Origin of the sequence: Haloferula sp. BvORR071 (assembly GCF_000739615.1) — a bacterium.
Taxonomy (GTDB): Bacteria; Verrucomicrobiota; Verrucomicrobiia; order Verrucomicrobiales; family Akkermansiaceae; genus Haloferula.
The window spans coordinates 110,366-124,176 of the sequence record NZ_BATP01000005.1; the positions used below are offsets into that span (position 1 = coordinate 110,366).

Genomic DNA, 13,811 nt, shown 5'->3' on the forward strand with positions numbered 1-13,811 from the left:
GGCACCTGCTATCCCCTATGCCATCCGCTCATCACCTCACACTTCATGACCTTTCGCCGACTTCTCACCCTCGTTCTCGTTCTCGCCGCACCGCTGCCCCTCGCTGCTGAAGAAGCCCGCAAGATCACCCTCCGCACGCTCTGCTTCAGCCACGTAAACAACGTGAAGAAGCTCTACCTCCCCGCGGCGGAAGGCGGCGGTTTGGTCGAAGTCCCACTCTTCACCGAAGTCTTCTCCCTGCCGATCCAGGCAACAGTCACGGACAACAAAGCCAGCTTCTTCCTCAGCAGCACCCCGCCCACACCCGGCAAGCCCGCCCCCGCCCTCCCTGCGGTCAATGTCCCCGCCAGCGCGAAGGTCCTCTTCCTCTTCCTGCCGAATCCCGGCAAGCCCGAGGCGCCTTACCTCGTCGTCCCCATGGCCGATGACGAAAGCTCCTTCCCGCTCGGCACCACCAAGGCGATCAACCTCACCCCTGCGAATGTCCGCTTCGACCTCGGCGAACTCTCAGCCGACAAGGGTAAGCTCGTCGGCCCGGGTAAAACCGTGATCATCGAGGCGGTCCGCAAGGTGAACCATCTCAACCAGTACGACGCCAAAGTCCTCTTTGAAACCGCCCCGAAGGAGTTCACCGAGTTTTACAACTCCCGCTGGCGCTCCGTCTCCAAGAAGCGCGACATCGCCATCGTCTACATGGACCCGGTGTCCAAGATGCCCGCCGTGAATCTCTACGAGGACGCACCCACCCCGGCTCCCGCACCCGCCACGGCAACCGCTGGCGGTCAGTAGGCCGCCGGGCGCACAAAGGCCCTACCCCGCAGGACCTTCCTAGGAAGCCCGCCCAAGGGAGGGATGCGCCGGTCTCAAGCCAAGACCCGAATGCATCGGAATCGCCACTTTCCCCACCTTTTCCAGCGGCATGGGCCTCTGCCCTCAATTTTCCGCTACCGCGGAGCCTCCGGCGGGTTTATCAGGGGAACATGAAAAGCGGCGGCCAAAGGCTGGTCATTCTCATCGCGGTGCTCGCCAGCGGCCTGGCCGGCTGGTGGATCACCCGCACGGCAAGCCGCCAGGCGGAGTCTCCGCCGGTCGTGAGGGCCCCGCCTCCTCCACTCAAGCCGCTCTTCGATCCCGCCCCGCAGGAGAGTAAGACCGTCGCCAAGCGTCCCCCGGCCAAGATCCGCCGTGACGATGAGGCGGAAGCCGCCGGTGCCCTGAAGAACCAGCGCTCGCTGCGCTTCCAGGACCACGCGGCCATGGAGCGCTTCCTCGCCGCCGCCAAGGACAAGGGCATCGCCATCCTCGGCTCGATCGACAAGCTCAACGCCCTGCACGTCGGTTTCCTCTCGATCGATGACTTGAACGCGCTGCTCGATGGCAGCGAACAGAGCGGCTACATCTATCCGGTCTATCTGCCGACGCCGAAGACCGAGGAAGCCCAGCAGGGTGCCGTGGGCATGGGAGACCAGCTACTCGCCTGGCTAGGGGTCAAGGGCGACAATTCCGCCTTCGGCACGGGCGTGAAGGTCGGCATCCTCGACACCGGCTCTACCCTGCCGAATGCGACGAATACCTTCCTGGTCAACCCGCCCGCTGACGCAGCCACTTGGAACGGCCACGGCACCGCGGTGGCGGACTTGATCCGTCAGATCGCTCCTGCCGCCGAGCTGATGTCCTGGCGGGTGGCCGATGACAATGGCACCTCCAACAGCTTCCTTCTCGCCCAAGGCCTGATGGCCGCCATCGATGCCGGAGTGGACGTGGTCAACATCTCGATGGGCTCGTCCAGCAATTCGCCCATCCTCCGCGATGCCGTGCTCGCGGCCCAAGCCGCCGGTATCAAGATCTTCGCCTCCTCCGGCAATGACGGCTACGATCAGGTTTCCTACCCTGCCGCTTACGCGGGCGTGGTGGCCGTAGGTGCAGTGGATGCCAATGGCACTTACCTGAACTTCTCCAACAGGGGGTCCGAGATGATGGCTCCGGGGCTGGATCTGATCACGCAGTGGACCGGCGGCCAATCGGTCTATTTCACCGGCACCTCCGCGGCCTCTCCGATCGCCGCCGGCGTGGCGGTCGCCACCATGTCGCACGGTGGGACCAAGCTGACCGCGGATTCCGCTTACAACCTGATGATGTCGAATCTCAATGACGCCGGAGCGCCCGGCACGGATTCCGAATACGGCGTCGGCAATGTCGATCTCGGCCGGGTCTTCCAGTCCGGCACACCGGGCATCTATGATGCAGCGATTGCCGCAAACTACGTGACGACCACGCCGAACGGCCAGATGCAGCTTCAGGTCACCGTCCAGAACCGCGGCACAGCCATGATGGTCAACACCCCGGTGCAGGTGACCACTCCGGCCGGCACCAGCAACATGAACATCACCACCCTCAAGCCCGGTGATGTCACCACCTTCTCCCTGCCCTTCAATTTCGTCGATGGTGGCGCAAAGGTCCAATCGCAGGTGATGAATTCCAGTGGCAGCACTGACATCAAACCGTCTAACAATCGGCGCACCGATGTCTATGCTGCTCCCTCGACTCCTTAGTGCCAGCCTGGGTCTATTTCTGATTCTCGGATCCGCAGTGCGGGCGGAGGACATGCTGGAAGCGCCGAATCCCGGCGGACTGCCAGCCAACCAACTGAGCATCTCCGGGAATGCCTGCGGCCCTGCCGCACTGCTTTCTTCCTACCGCTGCGGCAATGCCACTTGGCAGAAGGCGGCAGCATCGCTGGCTGGCGGCAACGACCGGGAACAACTCGGGCGCTGGATCCGCGCTCATGGCCTCCGTCCTTCGGAGACCCTCAAGGGCCGCACCCGCTGGACCTCCGCCGGCATCAATGTGGAGGACCTCGTTACGGCTGCCAATGAGATGCACAAGCCGCTCTATCTGCCGGTCTTGGTTCACGATGGGCTCTTCGTGCAACGCGGGGAAAGGGGCGAGGATTTGCTGCGCCGCACTTGGAAGCGCCTCGATGCCTCCTTGGAAAAGGGCATACCACCGCTTCTCAGCATCCGCCGCCAGGTCTTGCGCAAGGGCCAATGGCAACCGGTCCAAGGGCACTTCGTTACCGTGACGGCCATCCCCGCCAAGCTGGCCAAGGGCGCGCACGCCTTTCCAGTCACCTACCTCGATTCATGGGGTGGCAAGCGCTGCGAAGGCTGGCTCAAGGTGCCGGACCAGCCGTTGTTAGCAGCGACCGCGGCTGCGAGCCCCTGTCTGCTCGCGGACTTTCCCGCAGCGAATGTAGGGAAAAAGGAAGTCCGGCGTGAGGAAAAAACCGCATTGGTCCCGGAGACCGTGATCGGACGCTGGTAAGTCTCCAAGTGCTCTAAAGTTAGATTGCCGGGGGCCAGGAAAAACACTAACGGATCTCGTCCCCGTTCGGTTTCACTTGGCGAATTTCGCCTCCCTCCCCTGCCCCCCGTTTCCATGAAACAGTCGGTTTTGCTCGCCGCCACGGCTCTCGTTTTCGCCTGCCCTCTTTCCGCGGAAACCGTGCCTCCCACGGTTCTCTCGGCGTCCGTCGCCCCCTCGCCCGTCGATGTGACCTCGGCCGCGCAAAACGTCACGGCCACCTTCCACATCACCGACGCTGGTAGCGGCGTGGACTACGGAAACGGCTATCTCTACGACCCATCGGGGAAATTCGTCACTCTGGTGTTCATCGGCAACGACGACCGAACCAGTGGCGATAGTCATGATGCCACTTACAGCGTGAACCTCACCGTCCCGCGTTATTCACAGCCCGGCCTCTGGCGGGTGGACGCCTTTTTCCGGGATCATGATGGAAACCAAGTCACCTTCGATCCGAACCAGACACCCTTTCCCGATCCCCAGGCTATGAAGTTCACCGTAGTGAACAGCGGCCCCGTCGACAACTCGACGCCAACCTTGGACAGCTCCTCGGTTTCTCCACCCGCGGTGGACACAAGCTCAGGCCCGGCGACAGTCACTTTCACGGTCGGCGTCTCGGACACCGTGAGCGGCTTCGACTTCGGATTTGTCAACCTGATCGACCCGGACGGCATCGGTCGCTACGAGATTTCTCCCTACTACGGCGACGGCTCGCGCACTTCCGGAGACGCCAATCACGGCGTGTACGTGACTTCAGTAAATCTACCCCAAAACAGCAAGGCGGGAACTTGGACTTACACCATCTCCGGCAAGGACAAGACCGGCAATGATTTCAATAGCGCGGTCCAAGGCAGCTTCACGGTTGCTTCAACTCCTCTCCCTCCGCCCCCCTCCAACTTCCTCGCCCAAGCGGTGGACGCGGTGCAATTCCCCTGGGCCTCGACTGGCGGCGGCTGGGTCATCCAGTCAAAGGATTCGTATGACAATACGGACGCAGCGGCCAGCCAGCCCCTCGCTGACGATGCTTCAACGACCATCCAAACGACCATCACTGGCCCCGGCGAGCTGTCCTTCCAATGGCGCGTCGATTCGGAGGAAGACGCCGATTTCCTGTCGGTTTCCGTCGATGGCGGGGAACCCGTGGAATCTATCAGCGGAGACACCGGGTGGCAGCAGGTGATCGTCAACCTGCCGCCGGGTGAGCACGCGGTGACATGGACCTATGCCAAGGACGGCAGCTTCGCGGATGGCGAGGACCGCGGCTGGCTGGACGAAGTGCGCTTCGTCGCGGATGACGATCTTGAGCTTCCGGTGCTCCAGTCGCTCGAAATTTCCCCGCGCCTGGCCGACATCTCCGATGGCGGCACGGATGTGGAATTCACCATCTCCGTTACGGATGACTTCAACGGCATCGCGGAAGGACGGATCGAACTCTTCGATCCTAACGGAAACCCGCAGGTCAGCACCAACTTCGACAACGGGTCGAACTCCGGTGACTCACTTGACGCCCACTGGCAATTGAGTCTGCCCCTCGCCGAAACCGCGGAGCACGGACTCTGGCGGGCGGAAATCACCCTCACGGAGGACGTCTCCAATGCGACTCGCCGCTACGGCAATGGCGCCGATCCTTTCCCGGCCAAGCGGATCGAGTATTTTTATGTCGGAAGTCCCGGTGACGGCGATCCGGATGTGCCGCTTCTCCAGGACATCTCTGTCACACCCGGTACGGTCGACATCACCAATGGCACCACTACGACAACCGTCACGCTACAGGTCACGGACAGCGTGAAGGGATTCTCCTACGGCGAGGCAATCGTCTACAACCCGGATGAAAACCGCACGGGCTACGTGCTTTTCGAAAGCCCCGATCGGGTGAGTGGCGATAAGTTCAACGGGATCTATGAGGTCCAAGTACCGATCCCCGCCTATGGCAAGCCGGGGACTTGGACCATCGGCGTCCGTTTGACCGATGAAGGTGGAAACTCGAAGGAATATCCCTACGATGTCGCCTACCCGGTCGATATCGACCCCAGCTTCCATGTGGTCAACTCCGGTGCCGTGGACCTCACCACGCCGGTGATCACCTCCATCGACATCTCACCGGGCACCGTGAACACCAGCGGCGGACCGGCCCAAGTTCAGGTCACCGTCTCCATCGGTGACGACCTCTCCGGAGTTCTCGAAGCGTACGCCTACTTCTTCGATCCGGCCGACGTCTTCCAAAACGACCTTTTTGTTAATATCTCCGACTACCGGCTCTCCGGGAATGATTCCGCGGGTGTCTATCAGTTTACAAAAACCCTGCCGCAAGGCAGCGCCCCCGGCCAGTGGCGGGTAGCCGTCTTCCTGAGGGACAAAGCCGGAAATGCCGTCTACTACGGCCAGGACGCCGCGCCATATCCGGAAGCGGGAGACGGCTATTTCACCATCGGCGGCGCCGTCCCCTCAGTGTTTGCTGCCTATGTTGCTGGCTTCGGGCTCACCGGAAACGACGCCCTACCCGCCGCGGATCCCGACCACGACGGCCTCAACAACGCCCTTGAAGCCCTGCTCGGCTCGAACCCCACGAATTCGGCCAGCGCTGGCGCCGGACTCATCTCGATCAGCCGTGACGCGACCCACTTTTATTTGAACTTCATGGTCTCCGCCGGCCTAACGGTCACCACCGACGGGAACTTCCTGAAACTCGGCAATGGCAGCGGAGGCGCACCTCTGAGCGTCGCGGGTCAGACCCAGACGAAGCTCACCGCGAATTGGAGCATGGTCCTGCCGGAACATGTCAGCGGTCGGAACTACCGGATCGGAATCCCGCTGTCCGGAAATGCCCAAGGCTTCGCGAGATTGTTTTTCGAAGGTCCGTGATGCAGATGCAGGAAGCTCGCGTCCCGCATCTGGTTAAGTTTTCCTAACCATCGTAGGAATGCAGCTGAACTCAGGGCCAACAAAGCTGTCCGACAAATCCAGGAATTTGCGTCTGCGCGCTGGAACCTCGTCTCCCCGTCCAGGGTAGGCCGCCGTTCCCCCAAACGGGTAGGTGCATCCATTATGTATTTACCCCGCCGCAAATTTGGTCTTTCTTTTGATAGATCGGCCCTGAACCCAATCGAGCCGGGACAACCCAAATTTCATCCCGACCTAAAATTTGAATGAACAATGTATTTACATTGGCATCATTCTAGTTTCTCTTCTCGAAGAACCCGTCATGAAACCCAACGTGTCTCCTCGTGAACTGCGCATTCGTGCAGGCACTCTCAAGAAAGCTCCAGGTTTTGCCCTGGTGATCTCACTCTCGCTGATGGTCCTGTTGACCATCCTCGCGGTCGGCTTGCTAAGCCTGTCAACCATCTCGATCCGCAGCGCCGGTCAAAGTGACTCCTTGTCGATCGCACGGGCCAATGCCCGCATGGCGCTGGCGCTGGCGATCGGCCAGTTGCAGAAGAGCGCGGGTCCTGACCAGCGGATCACCGCACCGGCGAATGCCGTGGACAGCAAGTTCCCGCCGGGTGTCACCGGTGCCTGGAAGTCCTGGCGCCCGCCGCAAGAGAGCCCGGACTATAAGAAGGAGCGCACCGACCGCTTCATGGGCTACCTGATGTCCAACCCGGATCCTTCCGCGAAGCCGGATCTCAGCACCTTGCCGAAAGCTGGAAGCGGCGGAGCCGCGGGTAGCGCGACCGAGCAGCTCTTGGTCGGCCCCGGCAGCGTGGGCCAAAATCAGACCGCTTCCGAGGTGCGCGCGCCGATGCTCTCCATGGCTGACGCCAAGGGAAAACCCGCTGGCGGCCTGGCATGGACGACCCTCGATGAAGGCGTGAAGGGCCGCATCGACCTGGCTCCTGCCGATCAGAGCAAGAATGCCGTCGGCGAGACGGTGGCGCGGATGGGTTCCCCCGCCCGCAACAAGGCCGGCAAGCTCAAGGGCATGGACTTCCTCGAAGCCAAGCAGGATGTGCTGGCCGAGAAGCTCCCGAAGCTGGTGAGCACCCGCGAAGTGGACCTCGCCGCCACTGAGAAGAAGGCCTTCGATCCTTATTTCAACGACTTCAGCGTGAGCTCGAACTCGCTGCAGACCGATACCGCCAACGGCGGTCTCAAGACCGACCTGAGCGTGCTCTTCGACACCGCGACGCTGCCTAGCGACTACTCGACCCGCCGCCTCTATTCCAACACCAACACGCCTCTCACTGGTGCGACCAACTCCGATCCGATGTGGGCTGCTTACCAGCACTACTATCGCCTCTATCAGCGCACCACCGCCAACGACAACCCGAAGGCTGGCCTGAAGGCCTACGTCTCGAACAGCTTCAAGCTGGCCCAAACCAGCGACGCGGCGCTGCGCGACGTGCGCTACGAGCCAAACCTCTCGACCCTGCGCGAGTCGCTGATCATGCCGACCCTGTCGAAGGTGGACGTTGTCTTCAGCCTGGTGGCGCGGGATCCACACGGACCTTGGGCGCCCCTGGCCACCGCGGGATACACCCGTGTGATCCACCTGATGTACCTGCCGGTGATCACGCTGCACAATCCGTACAACGTGCCGCTGCGCTTCACCGAAATTGAAGTGGAGTTCAAGGACCTGCCGATGGGCTTCCAATTCTACGTGAACGGCCAGCCCTGCACCGACAACATGGTGGCCTTCAACCAGCTCTACACCGGCAAGGAAGGCGGCAGCGAGTCGAAGATCTTCAAGGTCACGCTCACCGGCGACCTGAATTCGGCGAAGGAGATCATCATGGGCCCGGGCGAAACCCGGACCTTCGGCAAGCCCTTCCCGCCTGAGTGGACTTGGGCACAAGAAGTGGCCGCCAACGGTGACAAATTCTTCGACTGGCAGAACAACAAGACCGGTAACAGCAGCCGCGTCATTCCCGGCATGATCACCGGCCCCAACGACGGTGTTGGCTACGACCTCGACTGGGTCACCCCCGGCACCTCGACCGCCAAGCGCGCCGACTGGCTGCAAGCCCGCTCAAACAGCGGCATGCTGCCAGTGAAGCCGAACGAAACCGTTTCGGTCAAGTATGGTCCCAAGCAGCAGTTGAGCAGCCCGACCAACAAGTTTGCCGTGACGATGCGCGTGAAGAACGGCTCGACCGTGCGCGACTACGCCACCACCCAGGTCTTCTTCCAGAACGAGGCCAAGCTGAAAACCCTTCTTGAGGAAGGCACCTCGCCGCGCTTCCCCGAAACCCGCAGCTTCCCGGAGACCTATCCGAAGCCAACCGTGGAAGCTCCGGTTTCCACCGAGGCCCTCTACGAGGCCAACAGCACCCAGATCAAAAACTACAAGAAGGCCAAGCCCTTCGCGATCTTCAGCCTGAGCGGCAAGACGACGATGGAATCCTTCACCCGCTCGCGGCCCGCTGCGGATACGGGTGCGGCCGTCCAGATGGCGACCTGCGACTTCATCAGCAACCCGAGCCAAGGTGCCAACCCCTATGAGTTCATCCTGACACCGGTGCGCGCCGGCACGGCGGCGATCGAGGTGGATGGCGAGAAGGGCTACTTCTTCGGCGGGCACGGTGCGAATCGTGGTTCGACCTCGGGCACCTTCTACGAAATCCCGATGGCACCGCTCCAATCGGTCGCACAACTGCGCCACGCCAACGTCGGCCTGATGGGTGCGCCCCCCTACTTCACCTACACCGTGGGTGAGTCGCGGGCCCACCCTGCGCTGCCGCCCGCCTCCGCGCGCTTCAGCGCCGGTGCTGGCAAGACCTACCTCGACCACTCTTGGCTGGCCAATGACCAGCTCTGGGACCGCTACTTCTTCTCGACCCTCTCCACCCTGCAGGGCACCGGCTACACCGGCAGCGCGGCGAAGTCGCAAACCGATCTGGCCAATGACTTCTTCAACGGCAAGGCCCTGCTCCCGAACTCCCGCAATCTGGCCTGCCTGCGTCCAGGCATGCCAGCGGCCACCGCTGCGACGAACGCGCTCCAAACCGGCGGCCTGAAGTCTGCAGCCTACCTGATGACCCGCGGCGGCTTCAACGTGAACAGCACCTCGGAATCGGCTTGGATTGCCGTGCTTTCGGGAATGTCCGATGCTCCAGTGCCACTCGCCAATGGCTCGCTGGAAAGCACCGGCGACAACGTGCCGATCCTGCGCACCCGCCGCCCGACCCTGAGCGCCACCGGCGGTGGCACGCCGCGCGACCAGCTCTGGAACACCTACCGCAAGCTCAGCCCGAGCGAGGTGGAATCCTTGGCCAAGGAAATCGTCAAGCAGGTCCGCGAGCGCGGTCCTTTCCTCTCGATGTCCGACTTCGTCAACCGCCACCTGTCTGGCGATGACATGGGCAAGAAAGGCGCCTTGCAGGCGGCAATCGACCTCAGCGGGATCAATGGCATCGTCAACGGCAATGCCGTTAACATCGCCCCGGCCGACGTGGGAACCTACGGCTGGAAGAACGCTTCGGCGATCGTGAACACCAGCACTGGCACCGGCACCCCGGGAGACATCAGCCAGGGAGATGTGCTTACGGCGATCGGCAGCTTCGCAACGGTGCGCTCGGATACCTTCAAGATCCGCGCCTACGGTGAAGCCCGCGACCCGGATGGCAAGGTGACCGCCCGCGCCTGGTGTGAAGCAGTGGTGCAGCGCTATCCGGACTATGTGGACTCTGCGGATGCACCGGAACTGGTGGCGACCCAGCCGGCAAACATCGCCTTCGGCCGCCGTTTCCAGACGGTTTCCTTCCGCTGGATGAACCAGGACGAGGTCTGAACCGGCCTTTCCCGACTCAAACCGGGCCCTCAAAAGGCCCGGTTTTATGTTTTCTTCGGCCACCAGATGGCCTTCCAGAGCGAGCTTCTCACCGCACCACGGCTGACCTTGAGCTTCTGCTTGGGCAGCCCCTCGCTCTGGGCCAGCAGTGCAACGGTGTCCTCCCCGATCAAGGCGGGGAGCACCGAAGCGGCACGCAGGCGAAGATGCTGGAGACGCGACGCATAGCGACGACCGGATTCCAGCCACACCGAAGCATGGGTTAGCCAGTTGCGGCGGGCTGCGATGAGCTCCTCCCGATCGATGGGATTGGAGACAGGCAGGTAGCAACGCCCGTTGGCCAGATCCTCCGGCATGTCGCGCAAGATGTTCACCAGTTGGAGCCCCATGCCGTAGCGCACGCCGAGGGCATCGAGATCGTCCGGCTTCGAATCCGAGAACCTCTCGCCCATGGTGAGGAAGCCGATCCGGGTCCAGAAGCCACCGACGCAACCGGCCACGCGATAGCAGTAGTCCTCCAGTTCATCCTCCCCTTTCAAGACCTTCGGCTTTGCAGCCGTCGCTTCATCGAAGCGGATGAGATCGAGACGCTGGCCGCTGATGATGGTGCTGACCACATCGCGAACTGCATCGGCCTGAAGGGCATCAAGCGCAGCGAGGCCGTCGAAGCATTCGTCGAGGCGCTCCAGCAAGGTGCGCTCGGCTTCGTTGTCCTGGCGGGCGATGAAGTTCTTCAACTTGTCACGCCGCCACAGCGAGTCCTTGCCGATGAGCTTGGCGGCAAAGGCATCGAGCAGCTCAAGGCGATCGTCCACGGGAATGCCGGGAGTATCGGCCAGCGTGTCGCTGGCACGGGCGAGCAAGTAGCCGGTGCCGGTGGCCGGGCGCATCGGCTGCGGCAAGGCGCGCAAGCTCAAATAGAATGAGCGTGAGACGTCTTTGAGAACTTGCCGGTCAATGCGATCCACCGCCGGGGAAAGAGACTGAGCGGGCGGGAGCTAGCAAGCCTCAATGTGACACGGAACCGATGGTAGTAATACGTAAGCCACACACCTGGAAGCAATGTGCGGACGGATGAACACCCCTCACCTTCAAGGGCCCTTGAGCCGCTGTTGGCTCCAGACGAGGCATTCCTCATACTCCTCGTTTTGCGGGCGTTCGCGGTTGAGAATGGACCAGACGGCGACCGCTTCACCAAAGGCAGCTTGGGCCAGCTCAGGCTTCTTGGCGAGGCGTGCAGCGTGGCCGAGATCCCCCAACACATAGCCCAAGGAACGGCGGATCTGCTCGCTGCGGACGAGGCCGTAGTCAGAGCCGACCAATTTACGGAGCATCTCAGCGGAACGGGTCTGATAATCGATCGCCTGCTCCTGGCGATTGGCCGTAGCGAGAAGGAGCCCCTTCTGCCAAAACAGCAGGGCGAGACGATACCTGGCCACCGGATCACCCGCTTCATTCACGGCGATGCCTTCGATCATCTGGATGCCATCGTCCGTCAGGCGCAAGGCTTCCACGGCATCACCGCGGTCGCGGACAATGCGCGCGGTGATCCATCGCTGGGCAGCCAGCAGTGAGCGGACATCCGGGTCCTCCGGGCGCTGGGTTTTCACTTCCTCTAACAGCTTCACCGCCTGCCTGGAACTAGTCTCGGTTCCCGCAACATCGCCGGCAAGCAAGGCCGCCGCGGCGATCTCCCCATAGCAGCCCGCAAGATCGACACGGATGTCGAGATCGGCGGGATTCTCCCGGAGCATGTTCACCAGAATCTCGGCGGCCTTGGTGCGAGTGTCGCGGGCATCGCCCATCAGGCCGATGCCATCGAGGATGGTGGCGGAAGATAGGAAGCAAGTGGCCAGCTCGGACTGCAAAATGGTGGCATCCGGACGCTGGATGCTGAGGCGCTTGAGCACCTCGGTAGCGCGGATCAATCCATCCGCCGCCTCGGCATCCTTGCCGTTGGCGGCGAGAATGCGGGACTCGTGGAAGTCGAGGATGGCGAGCAGCTCCTGCACACGGTCGGCATCGACAGCGGCCTGCGGGATCGCTTCGAGCGCCTTGCGGGCAATCTTGAAGGCTGGCCCGGCACCATCGTCATTGCGCTCCTGGAGCAAGAGCGCGAGCAACAAGCGGTCGGTGGCGAGGCGCAGGTCGAGATCGGGCCCCGAAGGCAAATCGGGCGTGGCGGTCAGGGCTTCTTCAAGCCGCTGGGCTGCTTCCTTCGGCTCGCCCTTGGCTAGCGAGACCTCCGCGAGCTGGAGGCGGGCACGGGCTCGCTCCTCCTTGAGCTCGGGGATCTCGGCGGTCTTGATGATGAAATCCTGGAAGTAATCCTCCAAGCGCTTGAGGCGGCGCTCACGGCCATCGAGCGGCGGCAGATGGCGGTGGCCTTTCTCCATCGCCCAAGCGAAGAGGTGGTCGCCGATTTCCCGCGACTTCTCCAAGCGGGCAAGCCAGCGGTCCCGGTCGTACTGGAGATTGCGGCGCTCATTCTCGGAGGCTTCCTTGATCACGCCGAGTTCACTTTCCAGGGCGCTGCGGGCTTGCTCGGACTTGTCCAGCAGCCCCTCCATGTTGCTCACGTCACCCTTGCGGCCGGTCTCCTCCGCGGAGATCTCGGAACGCTTCATGTGATAGAGCACCGAGAGGATAGCCACCGTGCCGGCGAGAATCCCGGCGGCTACGTTCGCACGACCGGCACTACGACGGGCGCGGCGGTGCTGATCGAGCACGGCATCGCGCTGCTGCTCGGCGGCGAGCTCCTTGTCCGCGGCGTGGAAGAGCGCAAGCACGGCACCCGCATTGGCCGGACGCTGCTCGGGATCGAGCGAAAGGCAACGCTCAAGGATCCCGCGATAGGCTTCCTCCAAGGGATTCGCGGCGACGTCGCTCCACTTCACCAGCGGCTCGGTCTCCAGCGACTTGGCGATGCTGCGGAAGTTCGCGGCGATGCCATCGCGGCGGGTCTTGCCGGACTCCGGGGCCACGGAATCGAAAACCTTGGTGCAACGCGGGAAGGCACCGGTGAGCACGCGGAAGGAGATCACGCCAAAGGCGAAGACATCCCAGCGATAGCCGCGCTCCCGCAGATAGCCATCGGGCGCCCGGAGTTGGTCGGGCGGCTGATAGAGGATCGCATCGGTGTAATCGAGGCTCTCGATGCCGGGGACATTGCCGAGCGCCCAATCGGTGAGGACCAGCCGGTCTGCGTCGTCGAAGAAGATATTGCCGGGCTTGAGATTGGCATGGGCGACCTGGCGCTCGTGGAGGGCGGTGAGGGCGCGCAAAAGTTCGAGGACGACCGGCCAGGAATTCTCGCCCGGGAAGCGGTCGAGACGGTGCTGGAGCGAGCGGGGAATCCAGACGCCTTGAATCTCATCGCCGAGGAACTTGGTGATCCGGACGATCTGCTTGCCGCGGTAGTCGGCGGACAATTCCGGCAGCAGCCCGGCGGGCCAAGCGGGCTCCTCAGCGCGGAGCGCCATTTCCTCCAAAAGGGCACGATTGACCGCCGCGGGGTCGAAAATTTTGACAGCAACCTGCGCCCCGGAACTGTCGCGGGCACGGTAGACCCGGCCGCAGGCCCCTGCCCCGACGGGGCCGAAAACCTCCAGCGAGTTGACCTCGGGGGATTGCATGCCAAGAGGATGCAGAAATCCGGAGGGATCGCCAACCCTTCGTTCTCCCGGAATTTCGTTTCGCTGCGATGAAATATTCCTCA

The 13,811-nt window shown here is 62.6% G+C and carries 7 protein-coding genes; 5 read left to right on the plus strand and 2 right to left on the minus strand.

Translation table 11 applies throughout. The annotated features are described in order from the left end of the window. Positions 1-45: 45 nt before the first annotated feature. From BV071_RS04480 to BV071_RS04500, 5 genes are all read left to right on the plus strand, one after another. Positions 46-789: a hypothetical protein gene (locus BV071_RS04480; protein WP_265594067.1), complete on the plus strand. Its 744-nt coding sequence runs from the start codon at positions 46-48 to the stop codon at positions 787-789. Positions 790-980: 191 nt separating this feature from the next. Beyond that, positions 981-2,552, plus strand: a complete 1,572-nt coding sequence (locus BV071_RS32500) for a S8 family serine peptidase (RefSeq protein ID WP_052572892.1) — start codon at positions 981-983, stop codon at positions 2,550-2,552. After that, positions 2,524-3,324, plus strand: coding sequence for a hypothetical protein (locus tag BV071_RS04490; RefSeq protein ID WP_265594068.1), 801 nt, complete (start codon positions 2,524-2,526; stop codon positions 3,322-3,324). The genes BV071_RS32500 and BV071_RS04490 overlap by 29 nt, the downstream gene beginning before the upstream one ends. A 114-nt stretch (positions 3,325-3,438) precedes the next feature. Next, positions 3,439-6,225, plus strand: a complete 2,787-nt coding sequence (locus tag BV071_RS04495) for a hypothetical protein (RefSeq protein WP_035602764.1) — start codon at positions 3,439-3,441, stop codon at positions 6,223-6,225. A 340-nt stretch (positions 6,226-6,565) separates the two neighbouring features. After that, positions 6,566-10,093, plus strand: coding sequence for a hypothetical protein (locus tag BV071_RS04500; protein WP_265594069.1), 3,528 nt, complete (start codon positions 6,566-6,568; stop codon positions 10,091-10,093). A gap of 44 nt (positions 10,094-10,137) precedes the next feature. On the opposite strand, the gene BV071_RS04505 is transcribed toward BV071_RS04500, so the two are convergent. Both BV071_RS04505 and BV071_RS04510 read right to left on the minus strand, forming a co-directional pair. Next, complete coding sequence (locus tag BV071_RS04505) at positions 10,138-11,061, minus strand: squalene/phytoene synthase family protein (protein WP_052572893.1); 924 nt, start codon at positions 11,059-11,061, stop codon at positions 10,138-10,140. Positions 11,062-11,184: 123 nt separating this feature from the next. Beyond that, positions 11,185-13,728: a hypothetical protein gene (locus BV071_RS04510; protein ID WP_035602767.1), complete on the minus strand. Its 2,544-nt coding sequence runs from the start codon at positions 13,726-13,728 to the stop codon at positions 11,185-11,187. Positions 13,729-13,811: the final 83 nt, after the last annotated feature.